This window comes from Silvimonas terrae, assembly GCF_014202765.1.
Classification (GTDB): domain Bacteria; phylum Pseudomonadota; class Gammaproteobacteria; order Burkholderiales; family Chitinibacteraceae; genus Silvimonas; species Silvimonas terrae.
The window spans coordinates 410738-434865 of record NZ_JACHHN010000002.1; the positions used below are offsets into that span (position 1 = coordinate 410738).

Consider the following 24128-nt stretch of genomic DNA (forward strand, 5'->3'; position numbering starts at 1 on the left):
CGTTCTGGTGAGTGCTGAAAGGGCGCTTACAGACTTTCTTTGGACTGCGAAGGGAAGTACTTCAGCAGTTTTTGCACCTTGGACGCCACGACCAGCGAGCAATACGGCTGTTCGCCATGCTGATTGAAATAGTTGTTGTGATAGTCCTCAGCCGGCCAGAAGTCTTGCGCCGGCGTGATTTTGGTGACGATCGGATCGCGGAACGTACCCGCAGCGGTCAGCTCCGCAATTTTTGCGCGTGCTTTCTGCTCTTGTTCGGCAGACAAGTAGAACAACTCGGAGCGATATTGCGTGCCAATATCATCACCCTGGCGGTTCAACGTGGTCGGATCATGAATGGTGAAATACACATCCAGGATGTCTTCGTACTTGATGACGCTGCTGTCAAAGTCGATCCGCAACACCTCGGCATGGCCGGTTTCTCCCGTGCACACGGCCTTGTAGGTGGGGTGATCAACGTGGCCACCCATATAACCTGATTGCACGGCAGTTACACCGCGCAGGCGCTGGAAGACGGCTTCCATGCACCAGAAGCAGCCACCGGCCAGTACTGCAACTTCTGTCGTCACTGCGTTTCTCCTTGTGGGATAGTTTGTTCACGCTTCTTGCGCGTGGCTTGTGTTATCAACAGCCCGGTTTATTGCCGGGCTGTCCGGATATTGGTCGGCTGCGGGCCGCTGAAATTACAGCGGTACGGGTTGATATCCAGCCCGCCACGACGCGTGTAGCGAGCGTATACCGCCAGCTTCATGGGTTTGCACTCACGCAGGATGTCGACAAAGATGCGCTCGACACACTGCTCATGAAATTCGTTGTGATTACGGAACGACACCAGATAGCGCAGCAGGCTTTCCCGGTTGATGGGCGCACCCACGTAATGAATTTGCACGCTGGCCCAGTCTGGCTGCCCGGTTACCAGGCAGTTCGATTTCAACAGGTTGGACGTCAGCGTTTCTTCCACCGGGGCATTGAGTTCGTCGCACTTCAAAATGCCCGGTGCAGGCTCATACTGATCGACTTCAATATCCAGGTTGTCGATGCAATAACCTTTCAGGTCGCCCATCTTTTGTGCGGCAAACGCGGCAGGCTCAAAGAGCTGGACGATGACCGGCGCGCCAGTCGCAGCAGAAAGATCGGCCTGCAACAAGGATTGCAGTGCCTCGAAGCCGGCCAGTTTTGTCTGGTTGAAACTATTGAGGTACAGCTTGAATGATTTGGACTCAACAATGTTCGGGCTCTCGGCCGGGATCAGAAAAGTGGCAATGGCCACTTCTGGCTTGCCGCGCTGATTCAGCCAGCTCAGTTCATAGGCATTCCAGATATCCATACCCATAAACGGCAGTGTTGAACCGACACCGATCTCGTCGCGCTTGCCCTTGCGCGGAATCGGAAACAACAAGGTCGGGTCATATTCGGTTTTGTAACTGACCGCTTTGCCAAGCGGCGAAAATTCAGCTTCGCTCATGCGCTTTCCAGTAAAAATTCGGGCCGGGAAGAGCTACAAATGCGCCCGTTCCCCGGACATTCAAGACAAATGACCTCGCCCGACACTTATTGTGCGGTATGGCGCGGTAAAAACAAAACCCCGGCAGCACCGGGGTTGGGGAGGAGAAAGCCAGGACAATTTAACGGTACTTGCGAACCAGACCGACCAGAACGCCGTAAATCTCCAGTCCTTCTTTAGGCCGAATGGGTGAGAACTCCGGGTTGCGTGGCAACAGGACGAACCCTTGTTTGTCTCGCCCCAGTTCCTTGAGCGTGTATTCGCCATCAATAATTGCGACCACGATATCGCCCACGCGAGCGGCGGGGCGTTTCTCCACAATGGCGACATCGCCATCATGAATGCCGGCCTCGATCATGGACTCGCCACGCACACGGATGGTAATGGTGGCGGAGGGGCGGTTGATCAGATAATCGTCAATGGAGAGCGCTTCGCTCATCGCATCATTGGCGGCCGCCGGCAAACCTGCGGGCACCGGAAAATCCGCCAGCTCACGCTCAAAGAACCGTTTGGTCGGTGCCAGGCGTTTGTCTGGGGTCATTTCAATAAACCCGGCCAGCATCAGGCGCTTGACCAGCGCAGAAACGGCGGATTTGGAGGCCATGCCCAACATTTCGCCAATGACGGCATAAGAGGGCAGGCTGCGGTAATCGGCATAATAATCTTGCAGCTTGCCGAGATACTCGTTATCGCGATTCGGGTTGCCCATGATCCACTCACAGAACATTCGTTCTCCAAAGGTTATGTGAACGAACGTTCTGTGTCAAATAAGATGCGTCTGAAGTGTGGCATCACGACGCTTCGGCCTGACCTCCGCGCATCAATCGATACGCAGCAAAACAAAGCCAGCGCGGTACAATGGCGGGTTAACGATTTTCTGGCTGGACTTGTTTTGCGTATCTATCTGGCCCCCATGGAGGGGCTGCTTGATCATGTATTGCGGGATGTGCTGACCCGGTCTGGTGGTGTGGACCTGTGTGTGAGCGAGTTCATCCGCGTTTCTGGCTCCTTGCTGCCCAAGCGCCTTTTCTACCGCTTTGTGCCTGAGCTCCTGAGCGGCGGCAAAACGCCCGCTGGTGTGCCTGTGCGCGTGCAGTTGCTGGGGTCTGATCCGGTTTGCATGGCAGAGAATGCGGAGCGGCTGGCATCCCTGAATCCGCCGGGTATTGACCTTAACTTTGGCTGTCCGGCCAAAACCGTCAACCGCCATGGTGGCGGCGCGTTACTGCTCAAGACGCCAGAGGTTATTCACGACGTGGTACGTGCGGTGCGCCAGGCCGTGCCAGCACACATTCCGGTGACGACCAAAATGCGGCTGGGTTATGAGGATCAAAGCCTGACCCTGGAATGCGCACATGCCATGGAAGATGGCGGCTCGGCAGAACTGGTTGTTCACGCCAGAACCAAAACCGATGGCTACAAGCCGCCTGCATACTGGGAAAAACTCCCGGCCATTCGTGAAGCTTTGCGTATTCCGGTCATTGCCAATGGTGAAGTCTGGACCGTGGCCGATTTTCATCGCTGCCGCGAAGTTTCCGGCTGCGAAGACGTCATGATCGGGCGCGGCATGGTTGCCAACCCCGGGCTGGCCCTGGAGGTGTGTGGCAAGGCGGGCCTGGCCTGGCATGAGTTGGCACCGCTGGTTCATGTGTTCTGGCATAACGTTGAAACACGAATCCTGCCAAAATATCAAAGTGGACGGGTTAAACAGTGGCTGGGCTATATGCGCCGCCATTACCACCAGGCTGATGCAGTCTTTATTGAAGGTCGCGCATTGCAGGAGGCGGGCGACCTGATCGCATTGATGCTGGACTCCATGCAAGCGGCGCAACCCATACCTGCATGAGTCAAGTTGCCTGCACACTAATGACTTTATGGCCGGATGATCCGGCCATTATCTTGATTTGACGACCAGTTTGAAATCACAGGAGGCGCCTTGATGGGGCTGCAGCTCGAAAGTATTTTGTTTGCAATCATGCAAGGGGTCAGCGAATTGTTCCCGGTGAGTAGCCTGGGGCATGGTGTTGTGGTGCCAGACCTGCTGCATTGGCAAATGGACACGCGGAGCGAGCAATTTCTGCCCTTTATGGTGGTGCTGCACCTGGGGACCGCACTGGCGTTGCTGGCGTATTTCTACAAAGACTGGATCGAACTGTTCCGCAACTTCTTCAAAGGCGGCGGCAACCCCAATAACGCGCTGGCGCGGCCCCTGTGGTTGATGGTGGCAGGCACGATTCCGGCAGGTCTGCTGGGCCTGTTGCTGGAAAAGAAAATCAAGCTTCTCTTTGGCAGTAGCACCATTGTGCTGGTGGTGCTGGTCATCAACGGCATCATGCTGATTGCCGGGGAGCGGCTGGTGCGCCGCACCACAGGCGGGCGCAAGCTGGAAGACCTGACCTTTGCCGGTGCCATCAAAATTGGTTTTGCGCAAAGCCTGGCGCTGGTGCCGGGGATTTCCCGCTCTGGCAGCACTTTACTGGGCGGCCTGTCGCAAGGCTTGTCTTACGAAGCGGCAGCCCGTTTTTCCTTCTTGCTGGCCACGCCCATTATTCTGGCCGCCAGCTTGCTGGAAGTCCCCAAAGCCATGCACGAAGCAGGCCCGTTACCCTTCGGGCAAATGGCGCTGTGCGGGCTGATTGCCGGCATCTGCGCATATATCAGCACCTGGGCGCTGATGCGTTATTTCAAGATGCATGAAGTCAAAGCACTCAGTCCGTTTGGCTGGTACTGTATTGCTCTGGGCATTTTGGGTCTGGCCGTCAAATTTGCATAAGGAACACGCAATGCCTTCACTCACGCATGGTTCGCAGCAACGCAAACCCTGGTACAAAGAACCCGGCCCCTGGCTGGTGGCACTGGGCCCGGCATGTGTTGTGGTGGGTAGTTTGTTCTGTGTGTACCTGGCGTTCTCGCGCGAGGATGACCTGGTGACCCAGAACTACTATCAGGCTGGGCAAACCATTAACGAGCGCATGCATGAAGACGCCAAGGCCAAAGCATTGGGGCTGGATGGGCAGTTGACCATCGATGTTGCCAAGGGGCAGGTGTCCCTTAAGCTGGACAACCCCAAGAACCAGCAGCTGCCCCCCGTATTACAACTGGACCTGGCCCACCCCACGCAAGAGAAGCTGGATCAGCATGTGGTACTGGGCAAAACGGAAGGCGCTGTTTATATCGCCAACATCGAACCTACGCGGGCAACCCGGTGGCACGTGATGGTGGAAAACCAGGATCAATGGCGAATGGAAGGTGAGTGGAATGCCAGGAATGGCAATGTAATCCACATCTTGCCAAGCGCCCCCACCACCGCACCGGCTGATAATTAGCCTGTTGGTGTGACATCCAGACACAAAACAGACACAAAACCCCGGCGCAACCCGGGGTTTTGTTTTGTCTCACGCGCACTGCCAACCTAGGGACGTGGTTGCAGCAGCCAACCAGTCTTTTGTCCCGGTTTGATTTGGCCGCGCAAACGCCATTGATTCTTGCCGTCTACCAGGGCCATCTCCCAGCGGGCTTCCCCCAAGGGATGCGCCAATTGCCCTTGCCAATTCTGGGCGCCCATGTCTTTGAGTACAATCTGCTGGTCATTGGCCGCCACCGTGGGGTGAATCAAGCGCAGCTGCAGCGGACCTGCGGCAGTTTGATTCAGCGTGAAATGCACCTGGCCGTGCTCATCAATGCCCCCCTCGGCACGCAAACCCAACCTGGCGGCAAACTGATCCCGCGCTACAACCTGAGTGACCTCATCACCAGTACGGGTGTAATCGTCCGCTACGGCACCATCATTGTGCTTGCCAGCCAGCCAGATCAGATTGATACACCCGAGGATGGCAATCAGCGGCAAGGCCAGGACGAACCAGGCCCAGGAGGGCTTGTACCACGGTTTTTTCTCTTGCATGGACTTCACGCGCTGACGGTTATTTACGGATTCTGCCCGATAAAGCTCGATTTTTCGCGAACTTCAATTTTCGGGTCGTCCCGGGCGGTCACAATAAAGTAAATCGGATGGCTGCCTGCCTTTGCATGCGCGGCATCGACGTGCAGACGCACGCCGACGTCCTCCTGGCCGGTCGCACTGACCGATACCGCGTTGCCGCCATCGACCAGCACTTTCATGCCTTCCAGCCCTTCGGCCTGAATCGTGTAGACATGGCTCTTTTCATCGGCGTTTTCGATCTGCAGCCGGTAACTGTTTTCCAGCATGCCGTCTTCCGCCTCACGCACCAGTGCCACGCGGTCGCGCGCGATATTGACCTTGACCGGTTGATGGTGCGCCAGAGACACCAGCGTAATCACGGCGACAATGAGCAGAATCACGCCATACATCAGCACCCGGGGACGCTTGAGACGCGACAGAAACTTTGACTCCGGGTAGATCTTGTTGAGCGCATTTTCCGTGGTGTAGCGGATCAGGCCGCGCGGGTAGCTCATTTTGTCCATGACTTCGTCACACGCATCAATACATGCCGCGCAGCCAATACACTCGTATTGCAGCCCATCACGAATATCAATGCCAACCGGACAAACCTGCACGCACATCTTGCAGTCGATGCAGTCACCCAGCCCCTCGGCTTTGTAATCAGCGCCTTTTTTGCGGCTGCCACGTGACTCGCCGCGCTCCAGATCATAAGAGACCACCAGTGTGTCAGCATCAAACATGGCGCTCTGGAACCGGGCATAGGGGCACATGTATTTGCAGACCTGCTCACGCAGCCAGCCGGCGTTGCCATAGGTGGCAAAACCGTAGAACAGCACCCAGAACGCCTCTAGCGGGCTGATGCCCAGGGTCAGGGTCTCGTGCCAGAGCTCCCGGATGGGGGTGAAGTAACCAACAAAGGTAAAGCCGGTCCACAGTGACACGACAATCCAGATTGCGTGTTTGGTCAGCTTAAGTCTGATCTTGCGGGCATTACGCGGGCCGTTATCCAGTTTGATCCGCGCCATGCGGTCGCCTTCGACCCACTTTTCTATCCACAAAAAGATCTCTGTGTACACGGTTTGCGGACAGGAATAGCCGCACCATAGTCTGCCGCCGATGGTGGTCCAGGCAAACAGGCCAAACGCGCACATGACGAGCAGGGCGGTCAGGTAGATGAAGTCTTGCGGCAGGAAAACCAGATTGAAAATGAAGAACTTGCGATTGGCCAGGTCAAACAGCAGTGCTTGCCGGTCATTGAGATTGACCCAGGGCATGCCGTAGAAAAACAACTGCGTGGCGATGACAAAGAAAATCCGCCATTTGTTGAACAACCCGTTAATCCAGCGGGGATAGATTTTTTTGTGTTTGGCGTACAGGCGAATTTCTTCGTATTCGCCCTGGTCGTTGACCTCGACCACAGTCACGGGAATGTCTTGCAGCTTCTTGCTCATGATGGCAATTCCTGTTGCGGGCCTGGCCGGCACTCCGGGGTGGGTCAGGTATTCACCAGTGGAGGGTGAAAAGCATACGGGCGGATTCAATCCGCCCGTATTTTGGTTGCCGCCAGGTGGCGGCTAACACCGTTGCGCAGTATTACTGGGCATTCTGGGCGTTGTGGGACAGGCCATACACATAACCAGCGAGTACGTGCACTTTGGCGTCGCCCAGGAAGTCTTTCCAGGCGGGCATCTGGTTGTTGCGCCCATTGGTGATGGTTTCAATGATGGTAGTTTCCGATTTGCCGTACAGCCATACGCCACTTGGGTGTGTCAGATTGGGGGCGCCCACGTCGATATTGCCGTGGCCATCCGGCCCATGACAGGCAGCGCAGACTTGTTTGAAGGTGGATTCGCCACGACCGGCACGCTCATCATCAAACTTGTTGCCCGAAATCTTCAGCACATAGTTGGCGACATCCCGCACTTTTTCCTCACCAAACGCGGCACCAAAGGCTGGCATCTGGCCGTGACGACCATTGCTGATAGTCTGAACGATCCGATCCGGCGTGCCGCCGTACATCCAGTCGTGATGAACCAGATTGGGAAAGCCCTTGGCGCCCCGTGCGTCTGCACCGTGACATTGCAGGCAATAGGTCAGAAACAGCCGCTTGCCGATTTCCTGGGCTTGCGGATTCTGTGCCACTTGTTCAATGGGCATCTTCAGAAACTGGTCGTAGATAGGGCCGTACTTGGCATCCGCCTGCGCCGTTTCCTGCTGGTATTGGCCAGCGGAACTCCAGTGGCGCAAGTTGCCAACAGCAATGCCCGGATACAGCGCCAGATAACCAACGGCAAATACCAGCGTGAGTACGAACAAGCCAACCCACCAGCCTGGCAGCGGGTTGTTGTATTCCTGAAGGTCGCCATCCCAGACGTGGCCCAGGGTTTCGACTTTCTCGCCTTTTTTTACTTTGAATACGGTCTGGCTCTTGAGCAGATATGCCAGACCAATGAGCGATACGACGACGATTACGGTGATGTAAACGCCCCAGAAACTACTGTAGAAATCATTCATTTATGACTCCGCGCGGTAAGCTGTCTTGTTTTGCCCAGACGAAGACGCAGGTAGGTCATCATCAAGCAGGGGCGCACGACCCGCTTCTTCCATCTCTGCCTTGGTGTTCTTGCTGAATGCCCAGATGATCAGGGCAACAAAGCACAGAAACCCCAGCACGGTGACGCTGATGCGCAAAAGATCCTGCCATTCCATATGCCTTACCTCTTGTTCTTCAAAGCCAGACCCAGGCTTTGCAGGTAGGCAATGACCGCTTCCATCTCAGACTTGCCGTCGGCATCTTTCACCGCGTTGGCGATGTCTTGATCGGTGTACGGCACGCCCACCCTGCGCAAGGCACGCATCTTGTCCGGCAGGCTTTGTGCATCCACACGATTGGCAGCCAGCCAGGGGAAGGCCGGCATAATGGATTCCGGCACCACATCACGCGGATTCATCAAGTGGGCGCGGTGCCACTCATCCGAGTATCGGCCACCGACACGAGCCAGGTCCGGCCCGGTACGCTTGGAGCCCCACAGGAAGGGATGGTCGTAGACCGATTCGCCACCCACCGAATAGTGGCCATAGCGCTCGGTCTCTGCCCGGAATGGCCGGATCATCTGCGAGTGGCAGTTGTAACAGCCTTCGCGCAGATAGATATCGCGCCCTGCCAGCTGCAGCGCGGTATATGGCTTGACGCCCTCAATCGGTTCGGTGGTTGACTTGGCAAATGCCAACGGCAGGATCTCGACCATCATGGCCACACTGACCGTGAGGATGGTCAGCAAGATCAGCCAGAAGACGTTTTGTTCAATCAGCTTCTGAATTCTTTCCATAGCTTGTTTTCTCCGTCTCTGGCTAATCAGGCGTGTGCATGCACTGCGGGAATCTGCGCATTCACCGGGGTGCCGGAGAATGCGGTACGCAGCGTGTTGTAGAGCATCAGCACCATGCCGGAGAGGAACAGCACACCACCCAGGAAGCGAATGATGTAATACGGATGGGTGGCTTTCACTGCATCAATAAATGCATAAGTCAGCGTGCCATCCGGGTTCACCGCGCGCCACATCAGGCCTTCTGTCACACCGGCAATCCACATGGAGGCGATGTACAGCACGGTGCCCAGTGTGGCGATCCAGAAGTGGACTTCGATCAGCTTGATGGACCACATCTGCTCACGATTGAAGAGGCGCGGAATCAGGTAGTAGATCGAGCCAATGGTAATCATGGCCACCCAGCCCAATGCGCCGGAGTGCACGTGACCAATGGTCCAGTCGGTGTAGTGCGACAGCGCATTGACGGTTTTGATGGCCATCATCGGGCCTTCAAACGTCGACATGCCGTAGAACGACAGTGCCGTGATCAGGAACTTGAGGATCGGGTCGGTGCGCAGTTTGTGCCAGGCACCGGACAAGGTCATGATGCCGTTGATCATGCCGCCCCAGCTTGGCGCCAGCAGGATCAGGGAGAAGATCATGCCCAGTGACTGTGTCCAGTCTGGCAGGGCGGTGTAATGCAGATGGTGCGGACCTGCCCACATATAGGTAAAGATCAGCGCCCAGAAGTGCACGACGGAAAGGCGATAGGAATAGATCGGGCGGCCAGCCTGTTTGGGCACAAAGTAATACATCATGCCAAGGAAGCCTGCGGTCAGGAAAAAGCCCACCGCATTATGGCCGTACCACCATTGCACCATGGCATCGACGGCGCCAGCATAGACCGAGTAAGACTTCCACAAACTCACCGGGATGAAAGCGCTGTTCACGATATGCAGCAGGGCTACGGCGAGAATAAAGCCGCCGTAGAACCAGTTGGCGACATAAATGTGTTTGACCTTGCGCTTGGCGATGGTGCCAAAGAACACGACGGCATAAGACACCCAGACAATGGCAATCAGGATTTTGATGGGCCATTCCATCTCGGCGTATTCCTTGTTGAAGGTAATGCCAAGCGGGTAGGTGATGACGCAGGAGAGAATGACCAGTTGCCAGCCCCAGAAGGTGAAGGCGGCCAGCTTGTCACTGAAGAGCCGCACATTACAGGTGCGCTGGACAACATAGTAGGAGGTGGCAAACAGACCGCTGCCACCGAAAGCGAAAATAACGCCGCTGGTATGCAGGGCCCGCAAACGGCCGAAGTGAAAATAAGGGCCAAAATTGAGTTCTGGCCAGGCGAGTTGCGATGCAATCACGACACCCACCAACATACCGACGATACCCCACACGACGGTCATGATGGCAAACTGCCGCACCACTTTGTAATTGTATGTGGCCTGGTTTTCCATAAAGCGCTCCGAAAAAGCTCCAAAACAGCAAAAGTAAATCTGTCATGCCTCCCCGTGGGGTCGGGGGCAGGTTGAAAACCTGCTATGCATTCTGAATAAGTCTTGTGTCGGGAATTTAGCCGGGCGGGCAGCAGCTCAGCTTTGATGCAAATCAAATTGCATCACGGATTCGGCCGTATCTTAGCGCGCCGTAAACCCGGAGTCAGTTATTTTTTAAGTTCAGACCCGTTTTGCGGCAATGCCGCATCAGCGGAGTCATCGTCTTGTAAAATGCGGTGCGCAGGGCCTTCCAGATCATCGAACTGCCCACTGCGCATACACCACCAGAATAGCGCACCAATCAAAAAAACCAGTAATACGGAAAGCGGAATGAGCAGATACAGGCTTTCCATTAGTTAATTCCTTGTTCTGGAGCGGTTTTTTTATTGCGCCGTAATTGATTGGGCGCAGCAAGACGCAATGCGTTACCCACCACCAGCAAGGAACTCCCGGCCATTCCCAGGCTGGCCAGCCAGGGGGTGATCAAACCGCAAATGGCCATGGGAAGTGCGACCAGGTTATACCCCAGCGCCCACCACAGGTTTTGCCGGATCACCCGCTGCGTACGGCGGGCCAGCGACAAGGCAAAAGGCAGTACATCCAGCTTGCTATCGTAAAGCACCGCATCGCCGGTGGACTGCGCAACATCGACCCCGGACCCCATGGCGATCGAGACATGGGCCAGCGCCAGAACCGGCGCATCGTTGACGCCGTCGCCCACCATCATTACGCGTTTGCCGGCCTGTTGCAGCTTTTGCATAACTTTGAGTTTGCCTGCGGGTGTGGCGCTGGCGGTATGGCTTTCAATGCCCAGCGTTTCCGCCAGTGCAGCCACGGCGGCCTCATGATCGCCGCTCAGTAAATGAACGGTATAGCCCTGGGTCTGCAAACGCTCAACAGTGGCATGGGCCTCGGCACGCACCGCGTCTGATAGAGTAAAACAGGCGATCCATTTGGTGGCGCAGGCCAGCCAGATATGTGTGCCGGCGGGTGCTTCTTCAGGTACGGCGGGCATGGGGGCAGCGCAATGAGCGGCTACAAACTGCAATTTACCGATCGTATATCCCGTACCCTCAATCATGCCGGTCAGGCCGCCGCCGGGGTGATTGGTGACGTCAGTTGCGTAGAGTGGCGTGTCCCGCAGCAATGCGTGCGCCAGAGGATGCTCGGAGTGTGCCTCCAGCGCAGCGGCGATGCCCGCAGCCCATTGTTCATCGCCATGCCAGACCTTGGTATGCACCAACTGCGGTTGACCCAGGGTGAGTGTGCCTGTTTTGTCGAAAACGATATCGGTCACGCGCGTCATGGTTTCCAGCGTATGTCCCCGAGACACGAGCAGCCCACGCAGTGCCAGGTGTCCTGTTGCGGCGGTTAGCGCCGCAGGTGTCGCTAGCGAAAGGGCGCAGGGACAAGAGATCACCAGCACGGCAATGGCGATCGACAAGGCGTGGTCCGGGGCGTGCCAATGCCAGAACAGCCAGGTGAACGACGCTACGAGCAGCAAGATCGCCACGAAGACGCCGGCCACCCGGTCAGCCACCTGGGCGATATGGGGCTTTTCGGCCAGCGCGCCATCGAGCAGGCGCACGATGCCGGCAAGGCGCGTGGCTTCGCCCACGTGCACAGTTTTGATGATAAGGGGGGAATCCAGATTGACCGTGCCGGCAGTGACCTCTTGCCGCGCAGCCTTGCTGACAGGTGCACTCTCACCCGTGAGTAGCGCTTCGTTAACGTGGCTGTGCCCCTGCAGCACCAGGCCATCGACCGGGATGATTTCTCCTGCCTTGACCAGCAAACGATCTTCCGGCTGGATGTGGATGACCGGGACTTCTTCGATTTGCGCATGGTCCTGCCCAGTCTGACGGTGGGCAAATGCCGGCAGCATGCCCGCGAGATCATCCAGCGCCGCCCCTGCGCGCCGGCGAGCGCGGCTTTCCAGGTAGCGGCCACTGAGCAACAGAAAAACAAACATCGATACGGAGTCAAAATACACGGCGCCGTGGCCGGTCAGCAGGGCCCAGGTGCTGGCCACAAACGCAGCCAGCACGCCGATGGTGACCGGTAGATCCATGCCGGCCCGCCCACGTCGCAGGTCAAGCCAGCTGGACACATAAAACGGCCACGCGGAATACAGCACGACAGGCAACGTCAGCAGAAAACCGGCCCAGTGCAGCAAGGACAACCACTGCGGGGCGATGTCCTGCTCGCCGTTGATATACACCGGCACTGTAAACATCATCACCTGCATCATCGATAACCCGGCTACCCAGAGCCTGAACAGTGCCGATTTGCGGGATTTGTCTGCGGCGGCTTCCTGGCGCGCGCGGTCATACGGCTGGGCGTGATAGCCAATGGCCGCAACTGCCTCCAGAATGGCGGAAAGACGGGTCTTGCTGTTGTCCCAGCGTACGCGGGCGCGATGGGTGGTGTAGTTGATGGAAACTTCTTGCACGCCGGGAATCCGTGCGATCTGGCGTTCATTGAGCCAGATGCAGGCCGCGCAGTTAATCCCTTCAATCAGCAGTGCGGCTTCCCGGCAATTGCCAGGTTCGGTAAGCACAAAGGTATGTTGCAGGGCCGGGTCATCGTACAGACGCAGACGCGCCTGCATTTCTGCTGGCAGCGGCTGGGCGCGGTCAGCAGGTTGTTCGCGCTGCACGTAATAGTCGCCCAGACCCGCATCAAGAATGCTCTGGGCCACCGCCTGACAACCCGTACAGCACACCGGCCGCGGGATGTCGCGCCAGGTAATGGAGAGGTGCAGACTCCGGGGAATGGGTTCGCCGCAATGAAAGCAGGGCTCGCTGGCAATGTCATTCATGATGGCAGCAATTGTAGCGGGTAGCCCCGCCGCCTGCGCGGTTTCTTACAAAATAGACCCGGATGTTTTCTTGTTCTGAATCAAATAAAAACGCCGCGAGTGCGGCGTTTTTATTTGGACCATGACAAAGAGGCTTGTTTATGCGCTCAGGCCAGACCTTTGGGTAGCGAGAAAACAATGTTTTCTTCCAGACCAGCCATCGGTACAACGGACTGCGCGCCAAACTGCTGAATACGCTCGACCACCTGTTGGACCAGGATTTCCGGCGCGGACGCACCTGCCGTCAAGCCAACGCGTGCCTTGTTGGCAAACCACTCCTCCTTGAGTTCGGTCTCGTTATCGACCATGTAGGCATCAATGCCCAGCGTGGTGCCCACTTCACGCAGGCGGTTGCTGTTGGAGCTATTGGGCGAGCCCACCACAATCAGCACATCCACGTCACGCGCCAGTTGTTTGACTGCGTCCTGGCGGTTTTGGGTGGCGTAGCAGATGTCGTCTTTCTTGGGGCCGACAATGTCCGGGAAGCGGGCGCGCAGGGCGTTAATCACCACCTGAGCGTCATCCACCGACAGTGTGGTCTGGGTGACATAGGCCAACTTGTCCGGCGCATTGACCTGCAATGCGCTGACGTCTTCCGGGTCTTCTACCAGGTACATGCCGCCATTGCCAGATTGCCCCATGGTCCCTTCGACCTCGGGGTGGCCCTTGTGGCCGATCATGACGATTTCATAGCCCTGCTCGCGCAGGCGCTTGACTTCAAGGTGGACCTTGGTCACCAGTGGGCAGGTGGCGTCATATACAGTCAGGCCGCGAGATTCTGCCTCACGCCGTACGGCTTGTGACACCCCGTGGGCGGAGAAAATCACGGTATTGCCGGAGGGTACGTCTTCCAGCTCTTCGACGAAAATCGCGCCTTTTTTCTTCAGGTCTTCGATCACGTATTTGTTGTGCACCACTTCGTGGCGCACGTAGATGGGAGCGCCGTATTTCTCCAGCGCGCGCTCCACAATGGCAATGGCGCGATCCACGCCGGCACAGAAGCCGCGCGGATTGGCAAGGATGATCTGCATGGTCACAGCGTCTTCTCCCTGGTGTGCTGCGGACGGGCGAGTGAATCGATCACCAGCAACGCAGCCCCGATGCAAATGGCCGAGTCAGCCACGTTGAACGCCGGGTAATACCAGTTTTTCCAGTAAACAAGAATAAAATCAATCACATGGCCATAGGCCACGCGATCAATCACATTGCCCAGCGCGCCACCCAGAATCAGCGAGAGGGCCAGGGCAAACCGTGTCTGTTGGTGGTGCCGGCGCAGGGTGTAAATGATAAAGCCCGACACCGCCAGGGCCAGCACGGTAAAGAAATGACGTTGCCACCCACCCGCGTTGGCGAGGAATGAAAACGCGGCCCCCAGATTGTAGGTCAGCGTCAGGCTGAAACAACCGGGGATCAGCGTGATCATTTCGCCAAACTGCAGGTGCGACTGGATCAAAAGCTTGGTGATCTGGTCGAACACGATCACCAGCACCGCGATAATCAACCACTTACGCATGCTTGCGAACCTCACCGGCGCCAAACAGGTTATCGACACAACGCGCGCACAGGCCCGGATGATCTGCGTGGCTACCTACGGTCGGCGTGTAGTGCCAGCAACGCTCGCACTTTTGTTCGGCCGAGGCGCTGACGCTGGCTTGCGCTGCTTCGCCGCGCGCCAGGGTGGCTTTGGATGTGATCAACACAAACTTGAGATCATCTGCCAGGCTGGCCAGCGCGTCATACACTTCACCATCGGCCGTCAGGGTGACTTCGGCCTGCAGTGAGGAACCCAGCTTGCCTTCCGCACGTTGCAGTTCGATTTCTTTTTGTGCTTGCGAGCGCACTTCACGAATCAGTGCAAAGCGTTGATCCAGCGCAGCGGCATCAGCCACTTGCGGCACACTGTGCAGCGTGGCAAAGAACACATTCTCTTCGTTGCCCAGCGTTTCCCACACTTCATGCGCGGTAAACGACAAGATCGGCGCGAGTACGCGAACGAGGCCCTGTGTGATGTGCCAGATGGCGGTTTGCGCAGAACGGCGACCTGCACTGTCCGCCTTCATGGTGTACAAGCGGTCCTTGATGATGTCCAGGTAGAACGAGCCGAGTTCTTCCGAGCAAAAACCGTGGATTTCCTGTACGGCAGAGTGGAACTCATAACGCTCGTACAGTGCGGTAACGCGATCCTGGAAGGCCTGGTAGCGCACCAGTGCGTAGCGATCCAGTTCCACCATCTCTTCGACCGCGACTGCATCGCCTGCCTTGAAGTCAGAGATATTGGCCAGCAAGAAACGCAGCGTATTGCGGATGCGGCGGTAGGCGTCCGAGGTGCGCTTGAGGATTTCTTGCGACAAGGACATTTCGCCGGAGTAATCCGCGCTGGCGATCCACAGGCGCAGCATGTCCGCACCCAGGGTATTGAAGATTTCTTGCGGGTCAATGCCGTTGCCCTTGGACTTGGACATTTTGTGACCGTGCTCATCCACCGTGAAGCCGTGGGTCAGCAATTGCTTGTAGGGCGCACGGCCTTCGGTCGCGCAACCCGTCAGCAGGGAAGACTGGAACCAGCCACGATGCTGGTCAGAACCTTCAAGATACAGGTCGGCCGGCCAGCCCAGTTCTTCGCGCTGACGTAGTACTGCGTAGTGGGTGGAGCCGGAGTCAAACCACACATCCAACGTGTCGCGCAGCTTGTTGTAGTGCTCGGCGTCTGCGCCCAGCAGCTCAGCGGCATCCAGCTTGAACCAGGCTTCAATGCCTTCTTTTTCGATGCGTTTGGCGGCTTCTTCCAGCAAGGCCAGCGAATCCGGATGCAGTTCGCCGGTTTCTTTGTGGACAAAGAACGTCATCGGCACACCCCAGTTACGCTGGCGCGAGATACACCAGTCAGGGCGGTTGCCAATCATGGATTCCAGGCGGGCACGCCCCCAGGAGGGGAAGAACTCGGTGGCCTCTACCGCGGCGTTGGCTTTGTCGCGCAGGGTCTTGCCGTCTACACCGGCTTTTTCCATGGCGATAAACCATTGCGCTGTGGCACGGAAAATGATCGGTGTTTTATGGCGCCAGCAATGCGGGTAGCTGTGCAGCAGTTTTTCGTTGGCCAGCAGAGCACCAGTTTCACCCAGCAGTTCAACGATCTGCGGATTGGCTTGCCACACGGTCAGACCGGCAAAACGTTCGACGCTGGACTTGTAACGGCCGTCATCGCCCACCGGGTTGTCTTTGGAAAGATCGTACTTCAGGCCCACTTGCCAGTCTTCCAGACCATGCGCCGGCGCGGTATGCACGAGGCCGGTGCCCGCATCGGTAGTGACATGATCGCCCAGGATGATCTTGCCCTGACGATCATAGAAGGGGTGTTGCAGTGGCAGGAATTCCAGCGCAGCGCCCTTGGCATGACCAATCGATTTGCTGCCTTCAAAGCCATAGCGCTTGAGTGCGGCCTCTGCCAGTTCGCGCACCAGGATCAGCAGGCCCTTGGGGGTATCAAACAGGTCATAGGTCAGATCAGGGTGCACCGCGACGGCCTGGTTGGCCGGCAGCGTCCACGGCGTGGTCGTCCAGATGACGGCGAACGCGTCTTTGCCATTCAGAGACGACAGGTCAAAGGCTTTGGCCACTGCAGCGGCATCCAGCACTTTGAAGGCGACGTCGATGGCGGGCGAGGTTTTGTCTTCATACTCAACTTCGGCTTCAGCCAGCGCAGAGCCGCAGTCCACACACCAATGCACCGGCTTCTGGCCCTTGACCATGTAACCGTTGGCGTGGATCTTGCCCAGCGTGCGCACGATGTCGGCTTCGGTCTTGAAGTCCATGGTGCGGTAGGGGTGATCCCAGTCACCCATCACGCCCAGACGGATAAAGTCCGCCTTCTGGATTTCAATCTGCGCGGCGGCGTACTGGCGGCACAATTCGCGGATAAATGCCGGGGGCAGGGCGTAGGATTTTTCATCCAGACCATGCTCTTTGCGGTAATTCACGATGCGCGCGTGGATGTCCGGATTGGCCTTGATGGCGTTCTTGTCGCCCTTGGCCAGTTTTTCAATCTGGTGTTCGATCGGCAGACCGTGACAATCCCAACCCGGTACATAAGGCGCATCAAAACCCGCCAGCGAACGCGACTTGACGATGATGTCCTTCAGGATTTTGTTGACCGCATGACCCAGATGGATCTTGGCGTTGGCATAGGGCGGGCCGTCATGCAGGATGAACTTGGGGCGATTCTGTTCTTTGGCTTTGGCGCGCAGCTTCTGATAAATCTGCTGGTCTTGCCACGCTTTCAGAAAGCCCGGCTCACGCTTGGCCAGATCGCCACGCATCGGGAACGGGGTGTCGAGCAGGTTAACGGGGTACTTGTTCGACGGCTTGTCACTCATGTTTGCTCTGTCCTGGCTCGGTATGGGTATCTGGTTGAATCGGTTTGGTCTGTCTGGGTCAGTTTGTATACATGGGGTTGCCGGCGCCAGCCTCAACGGTGGGTGGCAAACCAGGCGCGCGCATCGTCGCAATCCTGATGAATCTGGGCGACCAGCGCTTCCAGACCGTTAAATTTGAGTTCGTCGCGTAATTTGGCAAGAAAGTTGACGCGCAAATGTTCGCCATAAATCTGGCGTTTGAAATCGAAAATGAAGACTTCAAGCACTGGCGCCGCCCCGGCACCCTTTACGGTGGGCCGCACGCCAAGGCTGGCAACACCTTGATAAGTACGCTCCAGCCCTTCGATCTCGACCACAAAAATGCCCATGGTGGGCGGACGATTGTGGCGGATGCGGATGTTGGCGGTCGGAAAACCCAGTTCACGCCCCAGCTTGTCACCACCAACCACCCGGCCGGAGATCGAGTAAGGCCGGCCCAGCAACTGTGCCGCCAGCGCCATATCGCCACCGGCCAGCGCCTCACGCACGGCCGTGGAAGAAATGCGCTGACCATCCAGCATGACGGGTTCAATGGAACGCACCGTCAACGCCGGGTTTTGCTGCAGTAATCCAAAGTCACCAGTGCGCTGCTTGCCAAAGCGGAAATCGTGACCGATCAGCAAAAATTGCGCATTCAACTGCCTGGCAATGATGTCATCCCGGAACGCCGCCGCCTCAATGCCGGCAAAGGCCCGGTCAAAACGCTGCAAGATGACGTAGTCCAGGCCCTCTGCAGCGATGATCTCCAGCTTTTCCCGCAGGCTGGTCAGCCGCGTCGGGGCGGTTTCTGGCGTAAATAGCTCACGCGGATGCGGCTCAAACGTGAGCAAAGCGCTCGCCAGCCCGCGATGTGCCGCTTCCTGGCGCAATTCGGCCAGCATGGCGCGATGGCCGAGATGCAGCCCATCGAAATTGCCGATAGTCAGAGCGGTCGGGGGAAGGGCGGCGGCGTGGACGCCACGGATTATGCGCATTGGTCGCAGCAAGACATTCAAAACGGACAATTTTAACGCCTGGCGGCCCTTTTGTCAGGACGGGCCGGTTCAGGAGGGTGCGAACGGGTTTATTCGGTCACCAGAACAGCACCATCGGCACGGGCAATGCCTTGCACAATGGTTGATGTGCCGACGCGCACGCGCACGTTCTGGCCTTCGCTGGCGTTGTTCATGGCGAAACCGTCGTTGCTGACTTCGATCTCGCCCACGCGGATCAGTACACGCACCTTTTGGCCTTGCTGGATCACAATCGGTGCCCGCAGCATTTCAGAGCGCACTGCCGCGCCAGCGGCTACGGCAGTGGTGAGCGTGCGCCCCAGTGCGATGGAGGGGTCCAGCACGACGCTGCCTTGCAACTGTCCCAGATCGCCTTGCTGGGGAGCCAGATCGCCCTCGGCCAGTTCATGGCCCGCCGCCAGCGGCTTGGCGGCCACGTAGTAGGTGGCTTGCACGCTGATCTTGACCGGCAGATTGATCGCCCATGTTGCACCATCAACGCAGGTCACCCGCAACATGCTGTTGCCCGCCAGGCGGTAACCGGGCGCGGCTTTGACATCCATGGCGTTGCAAGAGTCCAGCCGCAGGCGGTTATCCAGCTTGCCAAAGGTGTAACTGCTTTGCCCCTGATACTGGGACAACTGCTGATCAAGCCAGGAGCCGGCGGTTCGCTGAATGGTGGCCAGGTCAACCTGTCCGGCGGCCAGCGAAGGCAATGCGGTGAGAGCACAGAGGATAAACAGTAGGGAGCGCATCCGCCGATTATAGCGTGCGACATACGGCGTGTGTCCGCTCTGGCTGGTGAAGGCCCCCGCACTTGCCTACAATCCGCTCACTGCCCTGGATTTTGGCGGTGAGTCAGGTTCTGGCAATCAAATGGGTAATTCAAGTAATGATCGATCTACTGTTTGGCGTAACAACACTGGTGGCCTTGCTCGCCGGTGTTCTGGTTGTTTTCCGGCTACAGCAACTGGCCCGGATACAAGAGCAAGTTGTTGAAGCACTGGCCTCTGAACTGCATGCCAGCCAGCGCGAGATTCTGAACCAGTTTCATGCCGGTCTGGCCCGGCAAGCAGAAACCACACATACCGCACTGACCCAGCACGCCAGCCTGCTTAATACCGCCATCACCCGCTCTGGCGAGCAACTACGCAGCAATATGGGCGAAGCCTTTGACCGGTTACGTGCCGGTGTTTCCACCGAGCTGAACCAGACCCGCAGTGCGCTGGAACGACTGCAAATCACCCAGACTGAGTCCCTTTCTACGCTGCGCCTGGCCTTGACCACGGCGCAGGGCGAGTCTCGCGAACAGATCATGCGTCAGTTGGCAGAGATCTCTGAGTCCTTGCAATCCAAGCAGGACACGCTGCGCGAAGAAGTGCTGGTGAAGCTGGCGCAAATGCTGGCCGAGCAATCCAGACGTGAAATGGATCAACTGCGTGAAGCACTGGCGCTCACCAGCACACAACTGACCCAATCCGTCGCGCAATTGACGCAGACCGCAGACCAGCGCCTGGCAGAGATTTCCGGCAAGGTGAGTGAGCGGCTGGACGAAGGCTTCAAGAAAACCAATGAAACCTTCGCCAATGTGATGGCGCGACTCGCAACCATTGATGAAGCACAGAAGAAGATCGACGGCCTGACCACCAATGTGGTCAGCCTGCAAGAGTTGCTGGGCGACAAACGCTCCCGCGGCGCGTTTGGCGAAGTGCAACTGGAAAGCCTGGTGCGCAATGTGCTGCCGCCACAGGTCTACGAGATGCAATCCACCCTCTCAAACGGCACCCGGGTAGATTGCTTGCTCAAGCTGCCGGAACCCACGGGGTTGGTGGCGGTGGACGCCAAGTTTCCGCTGGAAAACTATCACCGCATGTTTGAGGCCGGCGAAGACCGCACCGCCGCACAACGGGCATTCCGGGCCGACATCAAAAAACATATCGACGATATCAGCGCCAAATACATTATTCCGAACGAAACCGCCGATGGCGCCGTCATGTTTGTCCCGGCCGAGGCGGTCTTTGCCGAAATCCACGCGTATCACGCCGAGTTGGTGAACCACGCCATGAAACAGCGCGTGTGGATTGTCTCGCCCACCACGCTGATGGCGGTACTCAATACGGCCCGCGCGGTCATCAAGGATGTGGAAACCCGCAAACAGGTCCACATCATCAAGGAAGCCCTGGGCCGGCTGGGTACAGAATTTACGCGCTTTGACGATCGCATGAAAAAGCTGGCAACCCACATCCGCCAGGCGCACGAAGACGCGCAGAATGTGGCCATTACCAGCGAGAAAATCTCCCGCCGCTTTGAAGAGATCGAACAGGTTCGGCTTGATGAGCCGCTGCTGGAGCAGCCGCCCGCAACCACAGCGGCCGCGTTGCCGCACTTGCAGGAAGCCCTGCAAGATGAGGAATGACAATCATCAGGTGACAGGTGGTGCAGAGGCCGTCGTGCGCGAATTCTGGCGCTTGATGCAGACCAATGACTTTGACGCCGTGGGCACCGTGTTGAGTGATGATTTTGTGGTGGAGTGGCCGCAAACGAATGAACTGATTCGCGGGCAGGCCCATTTTGCCGGGTTAAACCGTGAATACCCGGCCCACGGACCCTGGCAATTTACGCTCAACCAGTTGGTGGCCAGCCCGGAACAGGTGGTCACGGATGTATCGGTGACGGATGGAGTGCAGGTGGCCCGGGCCATTTCCTTCTTTACCGTAACCGCCGCAAAAATCAGCAAACTGCGCGAATACTGGCCAGAACCTTATGATGCACCGGCCAACCGCGCGCAGTGGGTGGAAGCGCTCAGTTGACTGACTTGCGTCAACCCGCCTTATCCCGCCACAAGGCCGTTGTGCAGCGGCGGCAGGCATATACCTTGTAACTGGCTGCGCTGCGCTTTTCATCAATGCCGATATCGGTCTCGCCGCAGAGGTGGCAGCACAACATGCCTCCCTTGAAATGGCGGCTGTGGCGCAATGCATAGGCCGCCTTGCCCGGCAGGCGCTGACGGCTTGATCGATAGACCAGGAGGCAGGCAAGGGCACCGACCATAAACAGGATGGTCAAAACCGGAATCAAGTGCGGCATGAAGAGTGGCAAGTCGGACCGTTTGGATAACGTTTTGACAATAAAAGCTGGGGAAGGCAAATTTTGCCGCGACAATTGTTGCAGTTTGCGGCGCGGCAGTCCAAGTGCCGACACGGTGACTGTCTTGCATTTGGTCTAAACGACCGCATCTGCGTCAACGGCCACAAGCCGGCAATCATGCCAGACGGGGCGGCAATCCGCCGTGCCCGATGACGGACCCAAAGGAAAAACCATGCGCATCCGCTTTTTGCGGCACAGTGACTTTCACCGCCTGTTTGAACTGGCCAACAAGGCCGGTGTTGGTGTCACCACCTTGCAGCCCAACGCGGAGCGTCTGCAGTCGCGCATTGCCGCCAGCATGGCCGCCGTAGCTGGTGAGCCACGCCTTGGCGACGCCAGTTATTTCTTTGCCCTGGAGGATGAAACCACCGGGCAACTGGTGGGCACGTCCGGCATTGAGTCTGCCGTGGGCATGCATGATACCTGGTACAACTATCGGGTAGGGCTGACGGTACATACCTCGCGCGAACTGGATATCTACAAGCAACTGACCACCCTGTTTCTGAGCTCGGACCTGACCGGCTCGTCCGAGCTGTGTTCGTTGTTTTTGCTGCCGGAACACCGGGGTAATGGCAATGGCGCGTTGTTGTCCAAATCCCGTTTCCTGTTCATGGCAGAGTTTCCACACCGCTTTGCCGAGCGTGTGATTGCCGAAATGCGCGGCGTTTCGGATGAAACCGGCCGGTCGCCGTTTTGGGAAAGTCTGGGGCGGCATTTCTTCAAGATGGACTTTGCCCGCGCAGATTTTCTCTCTTATGTGGGCAACAAATCGTTTATTGCCGAGTTGATGCCGAGCTACCCAATCTATACCTGCCTGCTGTCTGAGGAGGCGCAGGCGGCGGTGGCGGAGGTTCATCCGGCCACGCGCCCGGCGCGCAAATTGCTGGAGGCGGAAGGGTTTCGATATCGTGGTTATGTCGATATTTTTGACGCAGGCCCCAGCCTTGAGTGTGCTCTGACCGATGTTCGGGCGGTGCGCGACAGCCAACTGTTCAAGTCGCTCAGCGTCAACGCCACCCCGGAAGGGGGCGAATCCTGGCTGGTCAGTAATCGCAAACTGGCCGATTTTCGCTGCGCGCTGGCCATGACTCATCCACTGGAAGGCAGTCTGCCGCTCACCGCAGATGTGCTGCAGCGCCTTGAAATCGCAGATGGCGACAGCGTGCGTGCGGTGCGCCTTGCCCCGTGAAACGTCGTTGAGGCGAATGGTTCAAGCAAAAAGCCCGCACAATGCGGGCTTTTTTTTGCGGGTGTACGCCAGGGTGTAAAGCTTAGTTCGCTTTTTTCCTGGTGCTGCGCACGGGTTTTTTGCTGACGGCTTTGTTGCCTGTCTTGCCAGCCTTGGCGGTTGCCGTCGTAGCCTTGCCCTCTTTGGGTTTGCCGCAGACGGTTTCAACGTGCTTGTGCTTGCCTTTGCCGCGCGTGACCTTGCGGCAACTGCCACCACCCGCTTGCGGCTCAATGCCTGCTGCGGCAGAAGACTCGGCCTGATTGCTGCTGCGCGATGTGCCAGCCACGGCCAGCAGGCTGGCCAGCGTCGGCGCTTCACCACTCATGTCGGCTACCCGGCGGGCGCCATCGAAGCGGGTGGTCCAGTACGACTCATTCATATTGGCCACTTCAATGTCACGCCCGGTACGCGGCGAATGCACAAAGCGATTGTCGCCCAGATAAATACCCACGTGGGAGAACCTGCGGCGCAGCGTATTGAAGAACACGAGGTCACCGGGTTTGAGTTCGGTGCGATCAATATCCTTGCCCGATTGGCTCATTGCGAGCGCATTGTGCGGCAGGGTGATATTGAGAGAGTTCTGGAATACGTAACGCACAAACCCGCTGCAATCCAGGCCAGACTCAGGGGTTTTGCCACCCCATTTGTATTTGACCCCGATCAGGCTCATGGCCTGCAGCAAGAGCTGCTGCGCGGGTTGGACCGGGTTGGGCTCGTTGCCGCCACTGTCCGCTACAGATGTTTTATCCGGGGTGCTGCTTTTGTCCGCCGCTGCCTTGTCGGCGGGCCTGGCAGCCTTGCTGCTTTTGCCGCCACCCAGCCAGCCGGACGACGCGGGCTCAGAGGCCGCACCGGTGCCGGGAAGGTCGTCTGCCTGCGCCCCGTAAAACGTAAAGCCCAACACGAGGGCAAGAATCAGCCGTTCACATTTCATGGGGGCAAACTGTAACGGGGTGTCCGGATGCTGTAAAGCGGGAATTGCACCGCAAGCCAAGGCTGCCGGGAACGTTTGCAGCAGCCTCACACGGGGTTGACAAAGAAAGGTGGGTCACTGAAAAAGCAGCCAGAAAATACAGGGGGAACGCCTTTCGAGACCATTGCCCCATAATGGTTCCACTGCGCCATAAATATTACATGCGAGTAAACAAAGCTGCGGGCTGACACAGATTCCGCAGCAGAAATGGGTTATCTTGCACGGTGCATCGCCAATATCGTGGGAAATATAATCCAGCATGCTCAAGGAA

24 protein-coding genes are annotated in these 24128 nt (G+C 57.5%); 6 read left to right on the forward strand and 18 right to left on the reverse strand.

The genetic code is table 11. The features are described from left to right. Nucleotides 1–26 precede the first annotated feature (26 nt). The 3 genes from msrA to HNQ50_RS06135 form a co-directional block, all read right to left on the reverse strand. Nucleotides 27–569: a peptide-methionine (S)-S-oxide reductase MsrA gene (gene msrA, locus HNQ50_RS06125; RefSeq protein ID WP_184098644.1), complete on the reverse strand. Its 543-nt coding sequence runs from the start codon at nucleotides 567–569 to the stop codon at nucleotides 27–29. A gap of 68 nt (nucleotides 570–637) precedes the next feature. After that, nucleotides 638–1465, reverse strand: coding sequence for an NADPH-dependent 7-cyano-7-deazaguanine reductase QueF (gene queF, locus HNQ50_RS06130; protein WP_184098646.1), 828 nt, complete (start codon nucleotides 1463–1465; stop codon nucleotides 638–640). A gap of 160 nt (nucleotides 1466–1625) precedes the next feature. Further along, on the reverse strand, nucleotides 1626–2231 hold the full coding sequence (locus HNQ50_RS06135; protein WP_246428603.1) for a LexA family protein: 606 nt from the start codon (nucleotides 2229–2231) through the stop codon (nucleotides 1626–1628). Between the two features lie 165 nt (nucleotides 2232–2396). Here HNQ50_RS06135 and HNQ50_RS06140 point away from each other — a divergent pair, with 165 nt between their 5' ends. From HNQ50_RS06140 to HNQ50_RS06150, 3 genes are all read left to right on the forward strand, one after another. After that, complete coding sequence (locus HNQ50_RS06140) at nucleotides 2397–3350, forward strand: tRNA-dihydrouridine synthase (RefSeq protein ID WP_246428604.1); 954 nt, start codon at nucleotides 2397–2399, stop codon at nucleotides 3348–3350. Nucleotides 3351–3443: 93 nt separating this feature from the next. Then, a complete protein-coding gene (locus HNQ50_RS06145; protein ID WP_184098648.1) occupies nucleotides 3444–4277 on the forward strand; it encodes an undecaprenyl-diphosphate phosphatase in 834 nt (277 codons plus the stop codon). Nucleotides 4278–4287: 10 nt separating this feature from the next. Continuing rightward, on the forward strand, nucleotides 4288–4830 hold the full coding sequence (locus HNQ50_RS06150; RefSeq protein ID WP_184098650.1) for a FixH family protein: 543 nt from the start codon (nucleotides 4288–4290) through the stop codon (nucleotides 4828–4830). Nucleotides 4831–4916: 86 nt separating this feature from the next. Here the strand turns inward: HNQ50_RS06150 and HNQ50_RS06155 are convergent, their stop codons facing one another. The 13 genes from HNQ50_RS06155 to flgA form a co-directional block, all read right to left on the reverse strand. Beyond that, nucleotides 4917–5405 carry a FixH family protein gene (locus tag HNQ50_RS06155; RefSeq protein ID WP_184098652.1) on the reverse strand — a complete coding sequence of 163 codons (489 nt, stop codon included), beginning with the start codon at nucleotides 5403–5405 and terminating at the stop codon, nucleotides 4917–4919. A gap of 23 nt (nucleotides 5406–5428) precedes the next feature. Then, nucleotides 5429–6877 carry a cytochrome c oxidase accessory protein CcoG gene (gene ccoG / locus HNQ50_RS06160; RefSeq protein ID WP_184098654.1) on the reverse strand — a complete coding sequence of 483 codons (1449 nt, stop codon included), beginning with the start codon at nucleotides 6875–6877 and terminating at the stop codon, nucleotides 5429–5431. A gap of 142 nt (nucleotides 6878–7019) precedes the next feature. Further along, a complete protein-coding gene (gene ccoP / locus HNQ50_RS06165; RefSeq protein ID WP_184098656.1) occupies nucleotides 7020–7940 on the reverse strand; it encodes a cytochrome-c oxidase, cbb3-type subunit III in 921 nt (306 codons plus the stop codon). Further along, on the reverse strand, nucleotides 7941–8135 hold the full coding sequence (locus HNQ50_RS06170) for a cbb3-type cytochrome oxidase subunit 3 (RefSeq protein WP_184098658.1): 195 nt from the start codon (nucleotides 8133–8135) through the stop codon (nucleotides 7941–7943). 5 nt (nucleotides 8136–8140) lie between these two features. Further along, nucleotides 8141–8755 carry a cytochrome-c oxidase, cbb3-type subunit II gene (gene ccoO, locus HNQ50_RS06175; RefSeq protein WP_184098660.1) on the reverse strand — a complete coding sequence of 205 codons (615 nt, stop codon included), beginning with the start codon at nucleotides 8753–8755 and terminating at the stop codon, nucleotides 8141–8143. Between the two features lie 26 nt (nucleotides 8756–8781). Further along, nucleotides 8782–10203, reverse strand: coding sequence for a cytochrome-c oxidase, cbb3-type subunit I (ccoN, locus tag HNQ50_RS06180; RefSeq protein ID WP_184098662.1), 1422 nt, complete (start codon nucleotides 10201–10203; stop codon nucleotides 8782–8784). 206 nt (nucleotides 10204–10409) lie between these two features. Next, entirely contained in the window at nucleotides 10410–10595 is a 186-nt protein-coding gene (ccoS, locus tag HNQ50_RS06185) for a cbb3-type cytochrome oxidase assembly protein CcoS (RefSeq protein ID WP_184098664.1), read from the reverse strand. Then, on the reverse strand, nucleotides 10595–13063 hold the full coding sequence (locus HNQ50_RS06190) for a heavy metal translocating P-type ATPase (protein ID WP_184098666.1): 2469 nt from the start codon (nucleotides 13061–13063) through the stop codon (nucleotides 10595–10597). Before HNQ50_RS06190 ends, ccoS begins: the two co-directional genes overlap by 1 nt. 146 nt (nucleotides 13064–13209) lie before the next feature. After that, entirely contained in the window at nucleotides 13210–14139 is a 930-nt protein-coding gene (gene ispH, locus HNQ50_RS06195; RefSeq protein WP_308419139.1) for a 4-hydroxy-3-methylbut-2-enyl diphosphate reductase, read from the reverse strand. Next, nucleotides 14136–14615: a signal peptidase II gene (gene lspA, locus HNQ50_RS06200; RefSeq protein ID WP_184098668.1), complete on the reverse strand. Its 480-nt coding sequence runs from the start codon at nucleotides 14613–14615 to the stop codon at nucleotides 14136–14138. The genes ispH and lspA overlap by 4 nt, the downstream gene beginning before the upstream one ends. Further along, the gene (gene ileS, locus HNQ50_RS06205) at nucleotides 14608–17475 is read right to left on the reverse strand and encodes an isoleucine--tRNA ligase (RefSeq protein WP_184098670.1); all 2868 of its coding nucleotides are present in this window, start codon (nucleotides 17473–17475) and stop codon (nucleotides 14608–14610) included. Before ileS ends, lspA begins: the two co-directional genes overlap by 8 nt. Nucleotides 17476–17567: 92 nt before the next feature. Then, complete coding sequence (locus tag HNQ50_RS06210) at nucleotides 17568–18488, reverse strand: bifunctional riboflavin kinase/FAD synthetase (protein ID WP_184098672.1); 921 nt, start codon at nucleotides 18486–18488, stop codon at nucleotides 17568–17570. Nucleotides 18489–18577: 89 nt separating this feature from the next. Beyond that, nucleotides 18578–19261, reverse strand: a complete 684-nt coding sequence (gene flgA / locus HNQ50_RS06215) for a flagellar basal body P-ring formation chaperone FlgA (protein ID WP_184098674.1) — start codon at nucleotides 19259–19261, stop codon at nucleotides 18578–18580. A gap of 137 nt (nucleotides 19262–19398) precedes the next feature. On the opposite strand from flgA, the gene HNQ50_RS06220 reads away from it, so the two are divergent. Both HNQ50_RS06220 and HNQ50_RS06225 read left to right on the forward strand, forming a co-directional pair. Beyond that, nucleotides 19399–20922 (forward strand): DNA recombination protein RmuC, encoded by a 1524-nt coding sequence (locus HNQ50_RS06220; RefSeq protein WP_184098676.1) that lies wholly within the window; start codon nucleotides 19399–19401, stop codon nucleotides 20920–20922. Next, nucleotides 20912–21316: a nuclear transport factor 2 family protein gene (locus tag HNQ50_RS06225; RefSeq protein ID WP_184098678.1), complete on the forward strand. Its 405-nt coding sequence runs from the start codon at nucleotides 20912–20914 to the stop codon at nucleotides 21314–21316. Before HNQ50_RS06220 ends, HNQ50_RS06225 begins: the two co-directional genes overlap by 11 nt. A 10-nt stretch (nucleotides 21317–21326) precedes the next feature. On the opposite strand, the gene HNQ50_RS06230 is transcribed toward HNQ50_RS06225, so the two are convergent. Beyond that, nucleotides 21327–21572, reverse strand: a complete 246-nt coding sequence (locus HNQ50_RS06230) for a hypothetical protein (protein ID WP_184098679.1) — start codon at nucleotides 21570–21572, stop codon at nucleotides 21327–21329. A gap of 253 nt (nucleotides 21573–21825) precedes the next feature. Here HNQ50_RS06230 and astA point away from each other — a divergent pair, with 253 nt between their 5' ends. After that, complete coding sequence (astA, locus tag HNQ50_RS06235; protein WP_184098681.1) at nucleotides 21826–22842, forward strand: arginine N-succinyltransferase; 1017 nt, start codon at nucleotides 21826–21828, stop codon at nucleotides 22840–22842. Nucleotides 22843–22924: 82 nt separating this feature from the next. Here the strand turns inward: astA and HNQ50_RS06240 are convergent, their stop codons facing one another. After that, complete coding sequence (locus HNQ50_RS06240) at nucleotides 22925–23818, reverse strand: C40 family peptidase (protein WP_184098683.1); 894 nt, start codon at nucleotides 23816–23818, stop codon at nucleotides 22925–22927. Between the last annotated feature and the right edge of the window lie 310 nt (nucleotides 23819–24128).

Coding starts and splice junctions, on each gene's coding strand:
- queF (WP_184098646.1), bottom strand. CDS start 1,465: ATGAGCGAAGCTGAATTTTCGCCGCTTGGCAAAGCGGTCAGTTACAAA.
- HNQ50_RS06135 (WP_246428603.1), bottom strand. CDS start 2,231: ATGTTCTGTGAGTGGATCATGGGCAACCCGAATCGCGATAACGAGTAT.
- HNQ50_RS06145 (WP_184098648.1), top strand. CDS start 3,444: ATGGGGCTGCAGCTCGAAAGTATTTTGTTTGCAATCATGCAAGGGGTC.
- HNQ50_RS06150 (WP_184098650.1), top strand. CDS start 4,288: ATGCCTTCACTCACGCATGGTTCGCAGCAACGCAAACCCTGGTACAAA.
- HNQ50_RS06155 (WP_184098652.1), bottom strand. CDS start 5,405: ATGCAAGAGAAAAAACCGTGGTACAAGCCCTCCTGGGCCTGGTTCGTC.
- ccoG (WP_184098654.1), bottom strand. CDS start 6,877: ATGAGCAAGAAGCTGCAAGACATTCCCGTGACTGTGGTCGAGGTCAAC.
- ccoP (WP_184098656.1), bottom strand. CDS start 7,940: ATGAATGATTTCTACAGTAGTTTCTGGGGCGTTTACATCACCGTAATC.
- HNQ50_RS06170 (WP_184098658.1), bottom strand. CDS start 8,135: ATGGAATGGCAGGATCTTTTGCGCATCAGCGTCACCGTGCTGGGGTTT.
- ccoO (WP_184098660.1), bottom strand. CDS start 8,755: ATGGAAAGAATTCAGAAGCTGATTGAACAAAACGTCTTCTGGCTGATC.
- ccoN (WP_184098662.1), bottom strand. CDS start 10,203: ATGGAAAACCAGGCCACATACAATTACAAAGTGGTGCGGCAGTTTGCC.
- ccoS (WP_184098664.1), bottom strand. CDS start 10,595: ATGGAAAGCCTGTATCTGCTCATTCCGCTTTCCGTATTACTGGTTTTT.
- HNQ50_RS06190 (WP_184098666.1), bottom strand. CDS start 13,063: ATGAATGACATTGCCAGCGAGCCCTGCTTTCATTGCGGCGAACCCATT.
- lspA (WP_184098668.1), bottom strand. CDS start 14,615: ATGCGTAAGTGGTTGATTATCGCGGTGCTGGTGATCGTGTTCGACCAG.
- ileS (WP_184098670.1), bottom strand. CDS start 17,475: ATGAGTGACAAGCCGTCGAACAAGTACCCCGTTAACCTGCTCGACACC.
- HNQ50_RS06210 (WP_184098672.1), bottom strand. CDS start 18,488: ATGCGCATAATCCGTGGCGTCCACGCCGCCGCCCTTCCCCCGACCGCT.
- flgA (WP_184098674.1), bottom strand. CDS start 19,261: ATGCGCTCCCTACTGTTTATCCTCTGTGCTCTCACCGCATTGCCTTCG.
- HNQ50_RS06220 (WP_184098676.1), top strand. CDS start 19,399: ATGATCGATCTACTGTTTGGCGTAACAACACTGGTGGCCTTGCTCGCC.
- HNQ50_RS06225 (WP_184098678.1), top strand. CDS start 20,912: ATGAGGAATGACAATCATCAGGTGACAGGTGGTGCAGAGGCCGTCGTG.
- astA (WP_184098681.1), top strand. CDS start 21,826: ATGCGCATCCGCTTTTTGCGGCACAGTGACTTTCACCGCCTGTTTGAA.
- HNQ50_RS06240 (WP_184098683.1), bottom strand. CDS start 23,818: ATGAAATGTGAACGGCTGATTCTTGCCCTCGTGTTGGGCTTTACGTTT.